An 18,287-nucleotide genomic window follows, 5' to 3' on the forward strand; every position below is an offset into this window, starting at 1 on the left:
AAAAGGGCGCTTTCATCGGCGCCCTTTTTCCTTATCGGCCTAATGTCTGCTTTGGGTGGAAAGCGGACGTAGCTCCGGCCTCATTTCCGTCCGAGGGACCGGCTTGATCAACCGGGTACAATCCTTAGCACCTCCCCAGGTCCTTCTGGCAGAGAGGGTGCGAAACCCAGACCTTTGGTTGAGACGTAGAGCGCGCCGTCAGGACCGATGGTCAGGCCGGTAGGAAGCACCAGCCCGTCTGCTATCAGCTCTTTCTTCCCGAATCCGGTAATGCGTACGATTTGGCCCGTCCCCGGCGTCGGGAACGGCGCTCCGACCGTCATCTCCAGAACGTACATTCGGGCTCGATTGTCAAAGGCGACGCCAAGAACCGTGGTAAGGTCCCAGACGACCGTGTCGATTTGACCGGACGGGGTGATCTTCAAGATCTTGGAAGAGCCCGTCTGGATCGGGAAGGTGTTCAGGTTGCCAACGTAGAACACGCCATGCTGGGCAATTGCCGTTGGAACGATATGACCCTGACTCGCGCTGATATCGACGACGCGCGAAATCTTACCATCTGGTGTGATCTTATCGAGTTCGCCGTGGTTGGGCTCAACCGCATAGAGTGCCCCCCGCACCGAGATCATGCTGTACCACGTGCCGTCGGGCTCGAAGTCATCTGCTTCCGGGTTCGCGACCGGATTCGACTGCTGGTAGGCGCCAAGATCGGCGACCAGGGTCGTCGATCCATTACTGCTCACTCGGTAGATGCCGTTCGGATGGTTGGCGATTCCATGCGAACAGCCCCCACCGGCCACGAGCGCGTACAGAGTGTTACCGATCCAGTCGATGTCGGCGACGCCCTCGACGTCACCACCGATGATTTCATTGGCGGAGCTGCTGGGAAGGCGGTCCGTCACCGTCGTACGCACGCCATTGACGACCTTTGAGATTCGGCCGCCCGTGGCGCTTCCCTTGTACGGACCGACCGGAAAGACGACTTGGTCGCATTGCCCGACGGTCGAACCTGTGCCGCCTGGACCACCCTCGGCAACATAGAGATTGCCATCCGGACCGAACTTGAGCTGGCGCGGATTGTTGAAGCCGGTCGCGTAGATGCTGATGCTTGCGACGCCTGCGTGCTTCGTGATTGGCGCTGCGAAAGTCGGCGAGCCGATGGCGAGCAAAGACGTCGTGGAAATTGCGGTCAACAAGACACGGCGCGAGATTCGATGCCGGTTGAGCATGATAGCCCCCTTCCTCTTGCGAGGATGCACGGGGCCAAACTCCGCGACACCGGTCACGTGCATTCAGCGCGGACGCCGTGTCTCACCAACGGCGTGCGCCAGCAACTTGTCTTTAGTTAAGTTGCAGCGGTTCGCGGTCATCAGCCGTCGCACTTAACTACGGTTAGGAAAGGAAAGGCTACCCAACGACGACCGCTTCGGCGCGCGAGTGGCCGCCGGGGTACTCTAATGTCCGCAATGGGTCGAAAGTGGACGCTGGCCGACTATCTTGTTCGCCTTGCCTAGCGGAGATGCGCTCTGTAGGCACGCGCGCTGAAATTCGGAGGAAGAGATGAACCAGGACCGGAGCCGCACCACCTTGCCCTCCATGTCTGTCCGGGTTCCTCATGTCCGCTTTACTCACTCTCGACTCCGTTTCGCTCTCCTCGCCTGACGGGCGGCTGCTTTTCTCCGATCTGACCCTGGCGCTCGGATGCGAGCGCGTGGGTCTCGTCGGGCGGAACGGGGCCGGAAAAACCACGCTGCTCCAGGCGATTGTCCAGGGAGCGAGGCCGAGGTCAGGCTCGATTTCGGTCGGAGGAAAGATAGGAGCGCTGCGCCAGATCGCTGAACAGGGATCCGGCCGCGCAGCAGACCTTCTGCGGGTGGCGGAGCCGCTAGCACGTCTTGACCGGATCGAGCGGGGACAGGGAACGGCGGAGGATTTCGCCGCCGCCGACTGGCTCTTGCCTCAGCGCATCGGCGAGGCGCTGGCGGGCGTCGGACTTGGTTCGCCATCGCTCGATCGGCCGATTTCCAGCTTCAGCGGCGGCGAGCGAATGCGTCTCGCGCTCGCAAGGCTTCTGCTGGAGGGGCCGGACCTGATCCTGCTGGACGAACCGACGAACGATCTCGACGCGGCTGGCCGGCAAGCCGTGTCGGCAATGCTTGCGAACTGGAGCGGCGGAGCGCTTGTCGCCAGCCACGATCGCGCGTTGCTGGAGCAGATGGACCGCATCGTCGAGCTTTCGCCGGTCGGCATCCGCGTGGTTGGGGGCGGCTGGTCCGCCTATGAGGCGATGCGCGGTGCTGAGCGCGACCGCGCCGAACAGGCAGCCGAGCGCGCGGAGTCCGAGCTTCGCGCGGCCAAACGGGCGGCTCAATCGGCACGCGAGCGGCAGGCGCGCCGCGACTCCAGAGGCCGCGCCTACGCCGCCAGCGGAAGCGCGCCAAAGATCTCGTTGGGACTCGCCAAGCGTCGCGCGGAGGCGACGGCGGGCCGCTCCGAGCGGGTCGTGGCCCGCGGCGTCGGCCAAGCGGACCAGGCGCGTGACGTCGCACGGGCCGCGCTGGACCGGATAACGCCGTTATCCTTTTCGCTCCCCACGTCCGGGCTACCGGCGAGCCGGGTCGTTCTATCGCTCGAGGAGGTCGTGCTCCAGATCGGCGACCGCCACTTGTTGGGCCCGCTCAGCTTCAGCATGACCGGCGCCGAGCGCGTCGCGATCCACGGAAAGAACGGGGCGGGGAAGAGCAGTCTCCTCAAGCTAATCACCGGCGCTCTTGAGCCCAGCGGAGGCGCCGTGCGGACTGGCGTTCCTCATGCCTATCTCGACCAGCATGTCAGCCTGCTGCGCGACGATCGCTCGTTGCTCGAGAATGTGAAGCGTTGGCAAGGTCTTTCGGACCATGACGCGCATCGCGTGCTGGCGCGGTTTGCGTTCCGCAATCAGGACGCGCTGCGCTTAGCCAGCTCTCTCAGCGGCGGAGAACGGTTGAGGGCTGGGCTGGCGTGCGTGATGGGCTCCGCGCCGCCGCAACTCCTGCTGCTCGACGAGCCCACCAATCATCTGGACGTATCCAGCATCGAGGCTCTGGAATACGCGATTTCACGATATGATGGCGCTCTTATCGTAGTCAGCCACGACCGCTCGTTTCTCGACAAGGTCGGCATCGAGCGCGAGATTTGCTTGGGCTGAGGAGAGCGATTCAAATGTCCGCAATGGGTCGAAAGCGCACATGAGGCACTAGGGCAACAGAACCGCCGCCCCTTCGAGTTCTCCTCTTCGCAGTCGGTCCAGGGCCTCATTCGCCTTGCTCAATGGAAACACCGTGGTTTGCGTCCGGATCGGCGCCTTCCCGGCGAGTTCGAGGAATTCGATGCCATCCGTCCGGGTCAGATTGGCGACCGACAGGATGGATCGCTCGCCCCACAGGTCCTCGTAGGGAAAGCCGGGAATGTCGCTCATGTGGATCCCGGCGCAAACGACGCGCCCGCCCTTGCGGACCCGCTTCAGCGCCAGCGGGACGAGCGGTCCAACCGGGGCAAAGATGATCGCCGCGTCCAGCTCTTCGGGAGCGTTCTCGTTCGAGGAGCCGGCCCATTCACAGCCGAGCGAGCGGGCGAACTCCTGGCCTTTCTGGTCGCCGCTTTTCGTGAAGGCGAAGACGCGCCTGCCCTGCCAGACGGCCAGCTGCGCGAGAATGTGGGCAGCCGCTCCGAAGCCGTAGAAACCGAGACGCTCTGCGTTGTCCGCAAGCTTGAGCGCGCGGTACCCGATCAGGCCAGCGCACAGTAATGGCGCCGCTTCCACGTCTCCGAACGATTCCGGCAACCGAAAGCAGTAGCGGCTGTCTGCGACAACATGGGTCGCGAACCCACCGTCCCGGCTGAAGCCGGTGAAGGTCGGCGCATCGCAGAGATTTTCCTGCCCTCCCAGGCAAAAGAAACAGTGTCCGCACGTCCCTCCGAGCCACGGGACTCCGACACGATCGCCGATGGCGAAGTCGCCGGCCTCGGGGCCGATCTCGATCACTCGTCCGACAATCTCGTGGCCGGGAACGATCGGCAAAGGCCCGTGAATGTCGCCGTCCGCGACATGCAGATCGGTCCGGCAAACCCCGCAGGCGGCCACTTCCAGAAGCAGTTCGTGATTCCCCGGTTTGGGGATAGGCCGGGATTCCAGGGCCAGCGGCTCTCCCGCTCTCCCAAGCACCATTGCGGACATAGCCGAAATTCCCGCCATGACCCGCGTATAGCCGCGCGCGTTACGGCAATCGACAGCAGGCCCCTGCCCCGCGACCGGTGGCGGAACGGCAAACGTCTCAAGTCATTGATTCTGAAGGGTGTGGCGGTTCGCAAACGGGCTACCTAGCCAGATCCAGCAAGAGAAAAGGAGGACAACATGCCTCGTCAAGACTGGCGCGACGACGACTTCATGACCCGCGAACGCGACTATCGGGACTTCGACGAAAGGGACCGCGGCTCCGATCGCGCCTTCTTCGGCGGAGAGCGAGACGAACCGAGAATGCGGCGGCGCTCAGGAAGCTGGGGAAGCCTGCTCGGCGATGAAACTTCTGGCAGTCGGAGTCGCTATCGTAACGATCGCTCGTTCGGGTCCGACGATTACAAGAGCGGCATTCCGACCGACGAGACCGAGCGGCTTATCTCCTCGAACAAGGTGGAGGGCACTCCGGTCTACGCCCGCAACGGAGAGCGGCTGGGGTCGATCCATAACTTCATGGTCGACAAGTTCCGCGGGCGCGTCGTTTACGCGGTGCTGAAGTACAGCAGCGGTTTCCTGGGCCTCGACGACCGCTACTTCCCGATCGAATGGGATCAGCTGAAGTTTGACACGCGGCTCAGCGGCTATCACGTCGACATGACTGAGGATCAGCTGAAGCGTTCCGGCAGCTGGGACAGGAACGAGCGCTGGCAGGATCGCCGTGACATCGGGTCCGACCGTAGCCGGGCGTACGATCGGGAACGGATGCGCGAAGCCTGGTAGGCTGAAAAAAGAAACGGCGGCGTCCGCGAGGACGCCGCCGCTCACTTGGTACGTTTGAAGCTCTTAGAGAGCGTTCGAAACGTTGCCGAACGTCGTGTTCAGCTTGGTGCCGATGCCCTGCATCGCACCGATCGCTGCAACCGCGATGAGGGCCGCAATCAGACCATATTCGATGGCCGTGGCACCCTTCTCATTCTTGATCAGTTTCAGAAACTTCGACATTTCCGATCTCCTGGGTCCACTAGGGACTGACACGCACCCAACCCGCAGACGCTGCGTAGGTCAGCCATGGGTTTAGGGCGCGGGGAGTTGAAAAAGCATTAAGCGCGCAGGTTAGCGCGCGTTAACCGACAAAAAGAAGCGGCGGCGCCTCTCGACGCCGCCGCCCGAACTTTTCGAAAACAGCTCTTAGAGAGCGTTCGAAACGTTACCGAAAGTCGTGTTCAGCTTGGTGCCGATACCACGCATCGCGCCAATCGCCGCAACGGCGATGAGAGCTGCGATCAGGCCGTATTCAATGGCCGTTGCACCCTTGCTGTCGTTCATCAGCTTGACGAAGCGCTTGAACATCTCTGGTCTCCTGTCCTTGTTTCCCGGGAACTCGTCGTTCCTCCACCCTCGCAGTCCCGCGAAGGTTGACAGCAGAATTAGAAGCCGTGGGTTGAAAAAGACTTAAAAGGACAAGTTTCCAAAAGTTAATTATTTCGCGTCATTCGAATAGCTTCTCAATCTCGCGAAGAACCTTTCGCAAGGGCTCGGCTCCCTTGCTCCATTCCTCTGGAAGCGGGCTTTCGCGCTCCTTGCGCGGCCTGACCTGCTCGGGGATCTTGAACTCGCCAGGTAGCGGCGGCCCGGCTCGACCGTCGACCGCCACGGCCGAGACCATGAAATTGTGCCAGATCTGCGCCGGGACCGTCCCGCCGCTGATATTGCGGCCAAGCGGCTTGTCGTCGTCGCGGCCGACCCAGACGCCGACCACGAGATTCCCTGCGAAACCCACGAATAAGGCGTCGCGATTGTCCTGGCTGGTTCCTGTCTTTCCAAACGTTGGCACCGCAAGCGCGGCGCGCCGGCCGGTGCCGTTGTTGGCAGCCGCATAGAGAAGGTCGAGCATCGGCGCCCAGTCGCGACGGTTGTCCATTCGCCCGCCGCCCTGAAGCAGCCCGGAGAAGCCCCCGGCCTCCTCGTCAGCGGGAAGCCCTCGCGCGCGAATCGGATAACGCCCGCTGGCGACGGCGGCGTAGGCCGATGTCAGCTCGAGCAGGTTCACACCCGCTGTCCCGAGCGCGACGCTCGGACTGTTCGGCAGCGGAGTCGTAATGCCGAGCTCGCGCGCTGCCCGAAGAACGTTTGCACGGCCGACGCTTTCAGAAAGACGTACCGTTGCCGCATTGCTCGAGCGGGCAAAGGCCTCGCGTAGGGTAATCTCACCCCGATAGACACCGTCGCTGTTGGCCGGAGTCCAGCCATCGATCGTGATCGGCCGATCCTCGATTTTGCTGTCGGGCGTCCAGCCAGCGCGGAGGGCGGCGAGATAGACGAACAGCTTGAAGGCCGATCCCGGCTGCCGTCGCGCCTGCGTTGCGCGATTGAACGGACTGTCACCGTAGTTCTTGCCGCCAACCATCGCGACGACGCGGCCGTCGGGACGCATGGCCACGAGAGCCGCCTGCATGTCGCCGGTCGCTGCCCGGGAAACGGCGCGAACCGCGAGCCGCTGGAGGTCCGCATCCAGGGTAGTCTTCACCTTTACTTCGCCAAAGTCGGATTCGAATGCATCTCGCGCTTCGGGCGCCACCCAATCGGCGAAATATGTTCCGGTCGGAATCTTGGAGGAGCGATAGATCGGGCGAGCCGGCCACGTGGCCTTTGCCCGCCCGCGGCCGATCACGCCGGTGTCCGCCATTGCGTTCAGGACGAGCTTGCTGCGCGCCTGCGCGAGCTTGAGATTGTTCGTCGGCGCGAGCCGCGACGGAGCCTGGACCACACCGGCAAGCATCGCCGACTGCGCGAGGCTCAGATTCTCCGGCTCCCGGCCGAAATAATGCTTCGAGGCGGCACGTAGCCCGTACACGCCGTCGCCGAAATAGACGCTCGAGAGGTAGCGGGAGAGGATTTCCTCCTTGGTCAGCCAGGCTTCGAGCCAGAAGGCGATGATCACCTCCTGCGCCTTCCGCTTCATGCTCCGGTTCGAAGACAGGAAGCTCGTCTTCGCGAGCTGCTGGGTAATGGTTGAGCCGCCCTGGCGGACCCCGCCAGCCTGCATATTGGCGACCAAGGCCCGCCCGATCCCGCGCGGATCGATGCCCCAGTGGCTGTAGAAGCGGCGATCCTCGATCGCGACGAAAGCGGCGGGGGTGAGCTTGTTGAGCTTGGTCACGTCGACCGGCGCTTCCTTGATCGCGCCACGGCGGGCGATCGGCTGTCCCTCCTGCGAAACGAGCAGGATCGCCGGATCATCGAGCGGCTCGAGCGCTCGCGACAAGGGAGCGGTCACGATCAGCCAGATGAGGGTGACGAAGAAGACTGCCGAGATTGCGTACAGCACGAGCGGCCAGCGCCGCCGGCGCTTGGGCTTTTCCTGCGGAAGGCCATCGGGGCCGACACGGGGTGGTGCACCGGCCGGCGCGAAGGGATCCGGCAGATCCTCGACGTTGGAGCCGCCGCGGCTCCAGATCCCCTCATTATCGACCACGCTCGTTCCCGAACCCGCAAAACCTCAGGTGACTTACATTACTAAAACAGTCGGGCGGGTATATCCAGAGATTTGCTGAATGCGGCCTTACAGCTAAACGGCAGTCATGCGGTTGCCGTTATTCCGCCGCGCCTGTGCTGCGGCATCGCTGATCCTCGCGGCCATTTCGGTCGCCGGCTGCCAGAGGGCGGACCGCGGAGAGACGAAGGTCGTCGTCATCGGCGATCCTCCGACAATCGTCGACCCGTCAAACGGTCCGTTGACCGAGCCGCAGTCGGTGCTTCTTGCAAACGTCGCGCAAGGTCTCGTTCGCTTTGATGCCTCCGGTCAGATCGTCCCTGGCCTCGCAGAGCGCTGGAACGTCACCGACGATGGGCTGAGCTACATTTTCCGGCTGCAGACGGCGGAATGGCCGGACGGGCGCAGGATCACTGCGCAGCAAGTTGCGCGGCTGCTTCGCCGCCAGGTCACGGCCCGGAGCAAAAATTCACTCAAAGATACTTTGGGCGCGATCGAGGAGATCGTCCCGATGACCGACCGGGTCATCGAGATCAGCCTAAAGGCGCCGCGCCCGCATCTGCTCCAGCTCCTCGCGCAACCCGAATTCGCAATCGTCCGCGAAACGGTCGGGACCGGACCGTTCCAGATCGCCGAGGACAGCAAGCCCAATGCGCTCAACCTGGTGAGAACTACCTCCAACGAGGATGAGGAAACGACCGCGCGGGAAGAAGTGACCCTGTCCGGCAGGCCGGCCGCCGCGGCCGTCCAGGCTTTCCTGAAAGGCGACACCGACCTGGTGGTTGGCGGCACGTTCGGGGACCTGCCCTACACGCGCGCGGACGAAATGCCGAAGAACGCGCTTCGGTTCGACCCCGCGGCCGGCCTGTTCGGGCTGGTCCCGGCGCGGGCGAGCGGCCCCGCCGCCGATCCGGAGATCCGTCGGCTGTTGAGCCAGGCGATCGACCGCCAGGCGATCATCGACGCACTGAACGTGCCCGGCCTGCTGCCAAGGGCAACGCTGCTCGAGCCCGGCCTCGATGGGCTTGCGGACCCAGCCGTGCCGCAATGGATGGCTACGCCGATCGACCAGCGACGCGCGGATCTCGCCTCAAGAGCGGCAAAGATGTTCGGGCGGCTCGACAAGCCTGTCATCCGGATCGAACTGCCCAATTCTCCCGGAGCAAAAATTCTGCTGAGCCGGCTGGCAAGCGACTGGGGTGCGCTCGGAATCACGGTTGAGGCCGCGGCTCCCGGACGGGCAGCGGACTTCAGGCTGCTCGACGCCGTGGCTCCGTCGATCTCGCCGGCCTGGTATCTTCGCTCGTTCCGCTGTGGCGAAGTTCCCGTTTGCGATCCGGAAGCCGACAAATTGCTGGAGGGCGCACGGGTCGCGACGGTCGCCGCACAGCGCAACGCCCTTCTCGCGCAGGCCGGCCAGCGGATGGACGAGGAGCAGTTGTTTATCTCGCTGACGGCTCCGATTCGCTGGTCGCTCGTTTCCGATCGCGTGCAAGGCTTCGCAACCAACCGTTTCGCGCTTCATACGCTGACGTCGCTTGGCGAGCGACTGGGCCGGGAGCGCGGAGAATGACCGACAAGAGATCGCCGCTACGCCACCTCGGAACGGATCCGGCGTCGGTGCGGCAACGGGTCGAAGCGCTCGAGAAGATCATGGAGCGCCTGTTCGTCATCCCGGGGACCAAGAAGGCGGTCGGTCTGGATGTGATCCTCGATCTCGTGCCGATCGCGGGTAGCACCGCAGGCGCGGTGCTCGGCGCCTACATGACCTGGGAAGCGCGCAATCTCGGCATGACCAAGTGGCAGATGACGCGCATGGCGGGGAATGTTGGCGTCGACTGGCTGCTCGGGTTAATCCCGTGGGTTGGCGCGATTCCGGACTTCTTCTTCCAGTCGAACACGCGCAACCTGCGGATCATCAAGCGCCATCTCGACAAGCACCATCCGGCCGGCGCGACGGTCAACGCCGAGGCGACCCGCTCCTCCTGACGGAAGAGCAGTTGTGCTATGAAGCCGGCCTGCTTGCGGGGGCCGGCACATGACCAAGGATCAGAAGACCGTCGCGATCGGCGCGCTTTCGGGCGTCGTCGGAATGGTCGCGCTCGTCTGGGCGATTGCAACATATTTTCCGGAGCCGCACGTCGTCGACAACAATGGCGACCGGCTGGCCTATGCCTTGCGGTGGTCGGTCGTTGCGGTGCTGCCGCTGTTCTTCATGCTCGTCGCCGTCGGCAACGAGCGCTTCCTCAGCGAAGCGATCGATCCGACGCTCGGCAAGGAAAGCGAGAAGATGGTGGTCAACGGTCGCGTTGCCGACAACACGTTGCAGCAATTCGTCTGCTTCCTGGTCGGCATTACCGCGCTGTCGGTGAGCTTGCCGATCGATCGGATCAGTTACGTTCCCGCGGTCGCAATCACGTTCGTGATTAGCCGGACGATCTTCTGGATCGGCTATCGTATCCGCCCGCTCTATCGGGCTCCCGGCTTCTCCTCGACCGCTTACATGAACATTTTCATGTACGTCGCGGTGCTTTGGATGCGGCTCGCCGGGTGACGGCGCCGCCCGATCCGGTCGGGCTGTACGAGCCCTTCACCAAGTTCGGCGACCTCGTCTTCTTGTCCGCCATCAGCTCCGCGCGTGATGGAACGATGATCACCGGCAAGGTTGGGGCCGAATTATCGTTGGAAGACGGGCGCGAAGCGGCACGCCGCGCTGCCGCCAACCTGCTCGCCGTCCTGTCGATCGCCGCGCAAGATGAAGCGAACATCGGCGGCATTCTGCTCCTTCGCGGACAGGTGAACGCGACGGACGATTTCACTCAGGTGCACAAGGTCATCGACGCTGCATCGGAGCTGATCGTCGAGCGGCTTGGAGAGAAAGGCCGCCACGCGCGCACCGCCATCGGCTGCGCGACCTTGCCCAATAATAATGCGGTTACGCTTGAGGGGATCGCTCGCGTCGCGACCTAGTCGCCGCTGATCCTCGGATCGATGATCGGCTTGCCGACGTCGCCCTGCCCGACTGTCCGGCCCGCCATCTCCAGCATTCGCTCGAGCGGCACGCGCGCGCGGTCCATAATTTCGGGCGTGAGCTCAATGCGCGGCTGGAGATCGCGGAGCGCGACGTAGAGCTTCTCCAGCGTGTTGAGCGCCATGTACGGGCACATGTTGCAGTTGCAGTTCCCGTCGCCGCCCGGAACGCCGATGAACGTCTTGTCCGGCGCCGCTTTCTCCATCTGATGGATGATGTGCGGCTCGGTCGCGACGAGGATCGTCTTGGCCGGCGAGCTCAGCGCGAAGTCCAGGATCGACTTTGTCGAGCCGACATGGTCGGCGTGGTCAATAATGTGCGGCGGGCATTCCGGATGCGCCGCAACCGGGGCGTCCGGGTACTCGGCCTTGAGCTTCAGCAACTCGGTCTCGCTGAACGCCTGGTGGACGATGCACACGCCCGGCCAGAGGAGCATGTCGCGGTCGAACTTGCGGGCGAGATAGCCGCCGAGGTGCCGGTCAGGGCCGAAGATGATCTTCTGGTCCTTCGGAATCTGGTCGAGGATGACCGCTGCCGACGAGCTGGTGACGATAATGTCGCTGAGCGCTTTCACAGCCGCCGAGCAGTTGATGTAGGTCAGCGCGATATGGTCCGGGTGCGCGGCCCGGAAGGCAGCGAACTGGTCGGGCGGACAGCTGTCCTCAAGCGAGCAGCCGGCGTCCATGTCCGGCAGGATCACCGTCTTTTGGGGAGACAGGATCTTCGCCGTCTCGGCCATGAAGCGGACGCCGCAGAAAGCGATAACATCGGCATCTGTCGCCGCGGCCTTGCGCGAAAGATCGAGGCTATCACCGACGAAGTCCGCAAGGTCCTGGATTTCGGGCTTCTGGTAATAATGCGCGAGGATCACGGCGTTGCGCTCACGCTTCAGCCGCTCAATCTCGGCGAGGAGATCGATACCCTTCAGGCTTTGCGATTGAATCGTCATCTACTCCCCTCGACAGCCCTTCTGCGTTCAGCCTCCGCGATCACTTCATTATATGGTCGCGAGAGGTCCAGATAGGAAGGATCGTCGGCGTCTTCGTCGCTCGCAAATCGGACCACCACCTTTACGTCGTCATACCGGGTGGTCTTGAGGGGCAGGTCAAGGAGCGCTGCGATACGTTCCCGTGCTTCCTGCTTGGCGCGATCGAGATACTCCGGCTTGCGGGCGTTTTGCGCGGCCTTTTCGCGAGTCAGCTTGAGCGTTCGATTGACGAGGTTCGCGCTCGCTCTCCGCGACACCCAAAATCCTTCCGCATCGCCGACCTTGCCCTTGGTCAAATCGATATGGGGCTCGGCAACCCGAACGTCCGGAATCCTTACCATCAAGGTCTTCGTCTGCGGATCGTAGCGTGCGTCATCGGCACCGAGCCCGGACAGATCGACGAAGTAGTCGACCGAATAAGGCAAGGTGGCCTTCATCTTCGAATTGAAGATCGTCCCGTGGTTGACGCTGGTGACGTCAATGGTCCCGCTGACGTTCGACACTTTGAGATCCGTTCGGCCCGCGAACGTGCTTGATACGACCTGTGCAAGCCCTTCTGCGGTTGCGATTTCCTCATCCCGTCTTCGCTCTTCGGAAGCGCGCCACTGACAGGTCGCGACCCAAGCGACGAGGACGAAGACGACGAGAGCTATCGCTGTCTGTTTCGGCGTGATCCTCAGGTTCTTGTCCATTGCTGTTCGCTTTGCACAACGAGCCCGCGCTTCTCGAGGTCCAGCAGATGCGCGAGAACCGAACCACCCGCCGCAGTCTCCAGCCTCGGATCGAGGCCGGGATAGGCTTTCGCGACGATATCCGGAATGTCGCGTGCCTTCTCGCCGACGAGCCGAAGGATCTGTTTCTCGCGCTGCATACGGTGACCCATCAGACCGCGCACATATTGCTGCGGATTGGTCACCGGCGGGCCATGCGCCGGGTAAAACACGCGGTCCTCGCGCTGCCGAAGCTTGTCGAGGCTGGCCATGTAGGCCGCCATTTCACCATCGGGCGGAACGACGACGGTCGTCGACCAGCCCATCACATGGTCGCCGGTCAGGAGCGCGCCGCCAACCGCGAAGCATAAGTGGTTCGACGTGTGACCCGGTGTGGCGACGGCGACGATCGAACGTCCATCGACTTCGACGCTTTCGCCGTCCTGAAGCACTCGATCCGGTGTGTATTCCCCGTCAAACGCGGCGTCCGCGCGCGGCCCAACGGATTCCAGCGCCAGCGGTGCGCAGCCGATGATCGGGGCGCCCGTCAGATTTGCCAGCGCACGCGACGCCGGACTGTGGTCGCGATGCGTGTGCGTGCACATGATCGCGACAACGCGGCGTCCCCCGATCGCCCGGATCAAGGCTTCGACATGATCGGAAAGATCAGGGCCGGGATCGACGATCGCGACTTCCTGTTCGCCGACCAGGTAGGTCTGCGTGCCGTAATAAGTGAACGCCGAAGGGTTGTGCGCGAGCACCCGGGCGATGCCGGGTTCAAGCGTCTCAAGGAGTTCGTAGGGGGCGTCCACGGGACCGCTCTGCCATGGACGCCGTCACCGGCAAAGGGGCGGGTTACTCGGCCGGCACGCCGAGATAGGCGTGACGGGCGAGTTCGCGCGACTGCAACTGCCGCTCGACGCTCGCCTTGAACGCGTGGCGGTAGAGACGGCCGAACAATGCGGCCATGCTGGAATCCCAGCTATATTGGCGAGCTTCGGCCTGCGCGATCGCGCTCATCCGTCCGCGATCCGAGTTCCAGATCGACAGGATGTTGGCCGCCATTGCGTCCGAATCGTCGACCGGACCGAGGCGGCCAATCTCATCGGTTACGCGGTCGACCATTGCACCTGCTTCCACGCCCACGACCGGGAGTCCCGATGCCTGCGCCTCGACGATCGAGACACCGAAGGTCTCGTCGGCCATTCCAGATACGTAGATGTCGGCGCTGGCGAGCCAGCGTGCCAGCTGCTGGCGGTCGCGGACGAACCCGGGAGTCACGATCCGTGGATTGTTGAGCCCCGCAATATCTTCGCGGAGCGGCCCTTCGCCGAGGAGGACAAGCCGGGCGCCCAGGGCTTCGGGAAGCTTTCGGAAAGCGTCGACGACGATCTGCGGCTTCTTCTCCAGGTCGAGGCGGCCGACGTAAATGAGCAGGGGCTGCTGCTCGCCGACGCCGAGGGAACGCCTCAGTCTGTCGTCGCGCCGCGACGGGCCGAAATCGCCGAGCTCGGCGCCCAACGGAACGATGCCGACATTCTCGACCCCGTAGGACCGCAGCTTCGTCGCACCGCCGTTCTCACTAAGCGCGAACACCGCGTCGAACCGGCGATAGAGATGGCCGCAGTAGCGGTAACAAAGTCGCCCTGCCGCGCCGGCCAAGGTGTCGCCCATGACCTTGGAGAAGGGACGTTCGACATAAACCGTGGGAAAGTCGGTGAAATAGCCACCGACCAATGCAGTTTCCGGAAAGCGCTTGCGATGCGCGATCGCCGCCCACGGAAGGTTGTAGCTGTCCTGGCATTCGATCAGGTCGGGACGGAATCGTTCGAGCAACTCACGCACCGCACCGTTGCGTATCATGAGGCGGTAGTTCGGGCTCCCCGGCACTCGCGGCGAGCGGACTGTCGCGGTGATCGCCCTGCCCTCTTCCTTCACCGCGTCCTCGGGACCCGGGACAATGAGGAGATGGCGGTGCTGTGTCTTGCCGAGAATGTGGCTCCGTTTGTGACGCAAATAGGTCCCGACGCCGCCGCCGACCTCCGACCAGCTCTGCGTAAGGTCGCAAATCAGGCGCTCGGGCTCAAACGGGTTGGTCATTTCAGGATCGTCGCGGCTCATGGACATGTCCAACACAGACGGAGCGACAAAGTGCCAACCGCAGTTCGGCCTCCAAATTGTCGGAGCATTTTACACATTTGATCGGACGCCCCCGACTGAAAATTCAGAAAATACCAGTTTTCTGCCGTTTATTCGAATTGGCACGGCGGTTGCTACATTATTGGGGTCCACTTGGTCCCACGCCAACGAAAGGGACGGTGCAGCGGTTATTCTGGTCCCGCTCACCGTCCCTTTTTGTTTGTCCCGAGTTTAGCTCGCCTCGGCGCCGATCAGCTGCTGAAGCTCCCCGCTCTGGAACATCTCCAGCATGATGTCGGATCCGCCGACGAATTCACCCTTCACGTAGAGCTGCGGAATCGTCGGCCAGTCGGAAAATTCCTTGATGCCTTGGCGGATCTCCGGGTCCTGGAGGACGTCGACGCTCTCGAACGGGACGCCGAGATGCTCGAGGATGGTGATCGCACGGCTCGAAAAGCCGCACTGTGGGAACAACGGCGTGCCCTTCATGAACAGCACGACTTCATTGCTCTTCACGATCTCGCCGATGCGATTGTTTGCATCGCTCATTACTCTTCTCCTTGTCGCGCTGCCGTTTCGAGCTGCAGCGCATGTAATTCGCCGCCCATACGTCCGCCCAGCGCAGCGTAGACGCGCTGGTGCTGCCTGACTCGCGGGAGCCCTTCGAAGCTCGCGCTCACCACCCGGGCCGCATAATGGTCGCCGTCGCCCGCGAGGTCCCTGATCGTCACTTCGGCGTCGGGAATGGCCTCGCGGATGAGCCGTTCAATGTCGCTTGCCGCCATCGGCACGATTATTGTCCTCCGAGTGCCTCGATCAGCTGGCGCTTGGCCTCGACCGTCTTGTGCTCCAGCGTCTGGCGGATTTCCGCATCGCTGGTCTCGATACCGGCCGCGGTGAGGTCGCCCAGCACCTTGCGAATGACGTCTTCCTCGCCGGCTTCCTCGAAGTCCGCACGAACGACGTCCTTGGCGTAGGATTGCCCCTCGACCTCCGACAGGCCCATTTTGCGCGCCGCCCATTCGCCAAGGAGGCGGTTGCGGCGGGCGAGCACCCGGAACTTCATTTCCTCGTCGTGCGCGAACTTGGTTTCGAAGGCGCGCTCGCGATCGTTGAACTGGGTCATTGGTGTCCCTTGCTTGTTTGACCCGCGAAATAAGGGGGATAGGCCGTTGAGGCAACGCGCATAGCAGCCCAAACAGCTATTCCGTCAGGGCAACTTTGTAATAATCCTGTCGGCGAGAGGGTCATCGCGGGCGGCTACGGGTGGGGGAAATCGGCAGCGATCCAGATTTCAAGCTCGTTTCCGCCGCGTGCGCGGGCGACCGCGAGGCGTTCGCCGCCTTGCTGGAACGGCACTACGACCGGATCCACGGGCTCGCCTGGCATCTGACGGGATCCCGGGCGGATGCCGACGACATCGCCCAAGACGTCTGCTGCACCTTGGTCGAGAAGATCGGAAGCTTTCGCGGCGAAGCGAAATTCACGACCTGGCTGATCGGAATCACTTTCAACGCCTGCCGGGATTGGCGGCGTAGGCGCGGCTCTTTTCGACTCTTCACCGAGAAGATGGCGGTACTCGCGGGGATCGCAGCGGCCCCCGACGGCCGCGACCTGTACGATGCAATCTGGCTGAAGAGCGCAATCGCCAAGTTGAAGCCCGCGCTCAGGGACACGGCGGTGCTCGTCGCCGGGCAGCAGCTCTCCCATGCGGAAGCCGCTGCGATCCTCAAAGTTGCGGAAGCGACGGTCTCCTGGCGCATGCATGAGGTGCGCCGGATCCTCTCGGCGGCCGGGGAAACCGACACCTAGGAAGATTTTTTCGAGACCCCTCAAAGGAAATCCCGGGAACGCACGTCTCAGGATCAGGCGAGCAATCTTGCCCGCTGGTTTTGAGGGAGGTTTTCATGGGGTGCACATACCGTCCCGTCGGGTTGGCGCTGGGAGCACTTCTGCTCGCTTCATGCGCAGGGCGCGGAGTCGAGACGGCTGACGCGGTGCAACAGGAACCGGTCGCCGAAGACAATAAAGCAAACGACATGGTCGTGACCGGCTCGCGCATTAAGGTCGGAAATCTGGAGGCCGAGGGTCAATTCCGCGTCGGAACACTGCCGTCGCCGCCTCCGCCGCCAGCTCCTGCCATGCAGCGGGCGCCTGGAATCTGGGCACCGCCCTATCACGATGTCGGCCGCGACAAGTTCACGAACTTCGTCGAGAACGCGTTCAAGATCGCGCGTGAAGACCCGGTCTCGACCTTCTCGATCGACGTCGACACCGCGTCCTATTCCTGGGTGCGCGCTTCGCTGAACCAGAATGTCCTGCCGCAGCCGGCCTCGGTTCGCACCGAGGAGATGGTGAACTATTTCACCTACGACTATGCGCCGCCGGCGAGCACCGCGCAGCCGTTCAGCACCAACGTCGCAATGTTCCCCAGTCCCTGGTCGCCGGGCCGCAAGCTCGTCCGCATCGGGATCAAGGGCTATTCGGTGCAACGCGCCACGCGGCCGCACGCCAATCTCGTCTTCCTGATCGACACCTCGGGATCGATGCAGGAGGAGAACAAGCTGCCGCTGGTGCAGAAGTCGCTCAACATGCTGCTCGACGAGCTGGACGAGCGCGATACCGTCGCAATCGTCACTTACGCAGGTGATGCCGGGACCGCGCTCGAACCGACGCCGGTCAGCCAGAAGGAAAAGATTCGCTCGGTCATTAACCGGCTTGGAGCGGGCGGAAGCACGGCCGGCGCAGAGGGCATCCGCCAGGCCTACGAACTGGCCAAGGAGAATTACGACCCGAACGGCGTCAATCGCGTCATCCTGGCCACCGACGGCGACTTCAACGTCGGCATCACCGACCAAGGCGAGCTCAAAGGCTATATCGAACGCGAGCGCGGCAAGGGCGTGTTCCTGTCCGTACTCGGCTTCGGGATGGGCAATTACAACGATGCGCTGATGCAGACACTGGCCCAGAACGGCAACGGGATAGCGGCCTATATCGACACGGTCGCGGAGGCCCGGAAGACGCTGGTCGAGGAAGCAAGCTCTACCCTGTTCCCCATCGCCAAGGACGTGAAGATCCAGGTCGAGTTCAACCCGGCGGCGGTCGCCGAGTATCGGCTGATCGGGTACGAGACGCGGGCACTCAACCGCGAAGACTTTGACAATGACAAGGTCGATGCGGGCGATGTCGGGTCGGGCCAGACCGTCACGGCGCTCTACGAGATCGTTCCGGTCGGCGGTCCGCGGACAATGACCGACCTGCGCTACGGCAAGACGGCGGCATCGATCGCGAGCCGAAGCAACGAGATCGGCTTCGTGAAAATCCGGTACAAGCTGCCGAAGTCGGACACGAGCCGACTGATCTCGACGCCGATCGACCGGCGCATGGAAGCCCGCAGCTTCGAAGCCGCACCGCGCGACGCAAGGTTCGCGACTGCGGTCGCCGGATTCGCGGAATTGCTCCGCGGGGGCAAGCACACCGGGTCGCTCAGCTATGATGACGTGCTGAGGATCGCCAATGCTTCGCGGGGATCCGACGAGTTCGGTTACCGGTCCGAGTTTGTCGGTTTGGTGCGTGCCGCGAAGAGCGCCCAGACCATGGCGCAGCTGGAGCGCTAGGGCTTGTGGCCGCCGGCGCGAGCCCCCGGCGCCGGCGGCCGCCCAAAAGACGCCTTCGACGAGGCCGCGATTGTGGTTATGAGTTTGTCGATG

General features: G+C 63.2%; 20 protein-coding genes. 8 read left to right on the forward strand and 12 right to left on the reverse strand.

Annotation, left to right across the window (positions count from 1 at the left end; translation table 11 throughout):
* Window positions 1-107: 107 nt before the first annotated feature.
* The gene (locus ACMC5O_RS08005) at window positions 108-1,229 is read right to left on the reverse strand and encodes a ScyD/ScyE family protein (protein ID WP_187709220.1); all 1,122 of its coding nucleotides are present in this window, start codon (window positions 1,227-1,229) and stop codon (window positions 108-110) included.
* A 386-nt stretch (window positions 1,230-1,615) separates the two neighbouring features.
* On the opposite strand from ACMC5O_RS08005, the gene ACMC5O_RS08010 reads away from it, so the two are divergent.
* Complete coding sequence (locus ACMC5O_RS08010) at window positions 1,616-3,187, forward strand: ABC-F family ATP-binding cassette domain-containing protein (protein WP_187709219.1); 1,572 nt, start codon at window positions 1,616-1,618, stop codon at window positions 3,185-3,187.
* A 48-nt stretch (window positions 3,188-3,235) separates the two neighbouring features.
* On the opposite strand, the gene ACMC5O_RS08015 is transcribed toward ACMC5O_RS08010, so the two are convergent.
* The gene (locus ACMC5O_RS08015) at window positions 3,236-4,216 is read right to left on the reverse strand and encodes a zinc-dependent alcohol dehydrogenase family protein (RefSeq protein WP_426692668.1); all 981 of its coding nucleotides are present in this window, start codon (window positions 4,214-4,216) and stop codon (window positions 3,236-3,238) included.
* 177 nt (window positions 4,217-4,393) lie between these two features.
* On the opposite strand from ACMC5O_RS08015, the gene ACMC5O_RS08020 reads away from it, so the two are divergent.
* A complete protein-coding gene (locus ACMC5O_RS08020) occupies window positions 4,394-4,996 on the forward strand; it encodes a PRC-barrel domain-containing protein (protein WP_187709218.1) in 603 nt (200 codons plus the stop codon).
* 63 nt (window positions 4,997-5,059) lie between these two features.
* Here the strand turns inward: ACMC5O_RS08020 and ACMC5O_RS08025 are convergent, their stop codons facing one another.
* The 3 genes from ACMC5O_RS08025 to ACMC5O_RS08035 form a co-directional block, all read right to left on the reverse strand.
* Window positions 5,060-5,218 carry a Flp family type IVb pilin gene (locus ACMC5O_RS08025; RefSeq protein ID WP_187709217.1) on the reverse strand — a complete coding sequence of 53 codons (159 nt, stop codon included), beginning with the start codon at window positions 5,216-5,218 and terminating at the stop codon, window positions 5,060-5,062.
* 186 nt (window positions 5,219-5,404) lie between these two features.
* Window positions 5,405-5,566, reverse strand: a complete 162-nt coding sequence (locus ACMC5O_RS08030; protein WP_187709216.1) for a Flp family type IVb pilin — start codon at window positions 5,564-5,566, stop codon at window positions 5,405-5,407.
* 139 nt (window positions 5,567-5,705) lie between these two features.
* A complete protein-coding gene (locus tag ACMC5O_RS08035) occupies window positions 5,706-7,691 on the reverse strand; it encodes a transglycosylase domain-containing protein (protein ID WP_426692669.1) in 1,986 nt (661 codons plus the stop codon).
* 106 nt (window positions 7,692-7,797) lie between these two features.
* On the opposite strand from ACMC5O_RS08035, the gene ACMC5O_RS08040 reads away from it, so the two are divergent.
* From ACMC5O_RS08040 to ACMC5O_RS08055, 4 genes are read left to right on the forward strand one after another with little or no spacing between them, the layout of a single operon-like run.
* Window positions 7,798-9,282: an ABC transporter substrate-binding protein gene (locus tag ACMC5O_RS08040; protein WP_187709214.1), complete on the forward strand. Its 1,485-nt coding sequence runs from the start codon at window positions 7,798-7,800 to the stop codon at window positions 9,280-9,282.
* On the forward strand, window positions 9,279-9,698 hold the full coding sequence (locus ACMC5O_RS08045; protein WP_187709213.1) for a DUF4112 domain-containing protein: 420 nt from the start codon (window positions 9,279-9,281) through the stop codon (window positions 9,696-9,698). Before ACMC5O_RS08040 ends, ACMC5O_RS08045 begins: the two co-directional genes overlap by 4 nt.
* Before the next feature lie 49 nt (window positions 9,699-9,747).
* Window positions 9,748-10,263 (forward strand): MAPEG family protein, encoded by a 516-nt coding sequence (locus tag ACMC5O_RS08050; protein ID WP_187709212.1) that lies wholly within the window; start codon window positions 9,748-9,750, stop codon window positions 10,261-10,263.
* A complete protein-coding gene (locus ACMC5O_RS08055; RefSeq protein WP_187709211.1) occupies window positions 10,260-10,679 on the forward strand; it encodes a RidA family protein in 420 nt (139 codons plus the stop codon). The genes ACMC5O_RS08050 and ACMC5O_RS08055 overlap by 4 nt, the downstream gene beginning before the upstream one ends.
* Here ACMC5O_RS08055 and nadA read toward each other — a convergent pair.
* The 7 genes from nadA to ACMC5O_RS08090 all read right to left on the reverse strand — a co-directional run bounded on the left by nadA (window position 10,676) and on the right by ACMC5O_RS08090 (window position 15,703).
* Entirely contained in the window at window positions 10,676-11,689 is a 1,014-nt protein-coding gene (gene nadA / locus ACMC5O_RS08060) for a quinolinate synthase NadA (protein WP_187709210.1), read from the reverse strand. The two genes, ACMC5O_RS08055 and nadA, sit on opposite strands and share 4 nt — an antisense overlap.
* Window positions 11,686-12,420 carry a DUF4230 domain-containing protein gene (locus ACMC5O_RS08065; protein WP_187709209.1) on the reverse strand — a complete coding sequence of 245 codons (735 nt, stop codon included), beginning with the start codon at window positions 12,418-12,420 and terminating at the stop codon, window positions 11,686-11,688. The genes nadA and ACMC5O_RS08065 overlap by 4 nt, the downstream gene beginning before the upstream one ends.
* Complete coding sequence (locus ACMC5O_RS08070) at window positions 12,405-13,250, reverse strand: MBL fold metallo-hydrolase (protein WP_426692670.1); 846 nt, start codon at window positions 13,248-13,250, stop codon at window positions 12,405-12,407. Before ACMC5O_RS08070 ends, ACMC5O_RS08065 begins: the two co-directional genes overlap by 16 nt.
* Before the next feature lie 43 nt (window positions 13,251-13,293).
* Window positions 13,294-14,559 (reverse strand): glycosyltransferase, encoded by a 1,266-nt coding sequence (locus ACMC5O_RS08075; protein WP_187709207.1) that lies wholly within the window; start codon window positions 14,557-14,559, stop codon window positions 13,294-13,296.
* A 249-nt stretch (window positions 14,560-14,808) separates the two neighbouring features.
* The gene (gene grxD, locus ACMC5O_RS08080; protein ID WP_187709206.1) at window positions 14,809-15,126 is read right to left on the reverse strand and encodes a Grx4 family monothiol glutaredoxin; all 318 of its coding nucleotides are present in this window, start codon (window positions 15,124-15,126) and stop codon (window positions 14,809-14,811) included.
* Window positions 15,126-15,368: a BolA family protein gene (locus ACMC5O_RS08085; RefSeq protein WP_187709205.1), complete on the reverse strand. Its 243-nt coding sequence runs from the start codon at window positions 15,366-15,368 to the stop codon at window positions 15,126-15,128. Before ACMC5O_RS08085 ends, grxD begins: the two co-directional genes overlap by 1 nt.
* 2 nt (window positions 15,369-15,370) lie before the next feature.
* Window positions 15,371-15,703, reverse strand: a complete 333-nt coding sequence (locus ACMC5O_RS08090; protein WP_187709204.1) for a DUF1476 domain-containing protein — start codon at window positions 15,701-15,703, stop codon at window positions 15,371-15,373.
* A gap of 140 nt (window positions 15,704-15,843) precedes the next feature.
* On the opposite strand from ACMC5O_RS08090, the gene ACMC5O_RS08095 reads away from it, so the two are divergent.
* A complete protein-coding gene (locus tag ACMC5O_RS08095) occupies window positions 15,844-16,389 on the forward strand; it encodes an RNA polymerase sigma factor (RefSeq protein ID WP_187709203.1) in 546 nt (181 codons plus the stop codon).
* Window positions 16,390-16,484: 95 nt separating this feature from the next.
* Window positions 16,485-18,194: a vWA domain-containing protein gene (locus tag ACMC5O_RS08100; RefSeq protein ID WP_426692671.1), complete on the forward strand. Its 1,710-nt coding sequence runs from the start codon at window positions 16,485-16,487 to the stop codon at window positions 18,192-18,194.
* The last annotated feature ends 93 nt before the right edge of the window (window positions 18,195-18,287 follow it).

This window comes from Sphingomonas sediminicola, assembly GCF_049991885.1.
In the GTDB taxonomy this organism is placed as follows: Bacteria; Pseudomonadota; Alphaproteobacteria; order Sphingomonadales; family Sphingomonadaceae; genus Sphingomicrobium; species Sphingomicrobium sediminicola.

Coding starts and splice junctions, on each gene's coding strand:
- ACMC5O_RS08005 (WP_187709220.1), bottom strand. CDS start 1,229: ATGCTCAACCGGCATCGAATCTCGCGCCGTGTCTTGTTGACCGCAATT.
- nadA (WP_187709210.1), bottom strand. CDS start 11,689: ATGACGATTCAATCGCAAAGCCTGAAGGGTATCGATCTCCTCGCCGAG.
- ACMC5O_RS08100 (WP_426692671.1), top strand. CDS start 16,485: ATGGGGTGCACATACCGTCCCGTCGGGTTGGCGCTGGGAGCACTTCTG.
- ACMC5O_RS08020 (WP_187709218.1), top strand. CDS start 4,394: ATGCCTCGTCAAGACTGGCGCGACGACGACTTCATGACCCGCGAACGC.
- ACMC5O_RS08090 (WP_187709204.1), bottom strand. CDS start 15,703: ATGACCCAGTTCAACGATCGCGAGCGCGCCTTCGAAACCAAGTTCGCG.
- ACMC5O_RS08025 (WP_187709217.1), bottom strand. CDS start 5,218: ATGTCGAAGTTTCTGAAACTGATCAAGAATGAGAAGGGTGCCACGGCC.
- ACMC5O_RS08040 (WP_187709214.1), top strand. CDS start 7,798: ATGCGGTTGCCGTTATTCCGCCGCGCCTGTGCTGCGGCATCGCTGATC.
- grxD (WP_187709206.1), bottom strand. CDS start 15,126: ATGAGCGATGCAAACAATCGCATCGGCGAGATCGTGAAGAGCAATGAA.
- ACMC5O_RS08065 (WP_187709209.1), bottom strand. CDS start 12,420: ATGGACAAGAACCTGAGGATCACGCCGAAACAGACAGCGATAGCTCTC.
- ACMC5O_RS08010 (WP_187709219.1), top strand. CDS start 1,616: ATGTCCGCTTTACTCACTCTCGACTCCGTTTCGCTCTCCTCGCCTGAC.
- ACMC5O_RS08050 (WP_187709212.1), top strand. CDS start 9,748: ATGACCAAGGATCAGAAGACCGTCGCGATCGGCGCGCTTTCGGGCGTC.
- ACMC5O_RS08030 (WP_187709216.1), bottom strand. CDS start 5,566: ATGTTCAAGCGCTTCGTCAAGCTGATGAACGACAGCAAGGGTGCAACG.
- ACMC5O_RS08015 (WP_426692668.1), bottom strand. CDS start 4,216: ATGTCCGCAATGGTGCTTGGGAGAGCGGGAGAGCCGCTGGCCCTGGAA.
- ACMC5O_RS08075 (WP_187709207.1), bottom strand. CDS start 14,559: ATGAGCCGCGACGATCCTGAAATGACCAACCCGTTTGAGCCCGAGCGC.
- ACMC5O_RS08045 (WP_187709213.1), top strand. CDS start 9,279: ATGACCGACAAGAGATCGCCGCTACGCCACCTCGGAACGGATCCGGCG.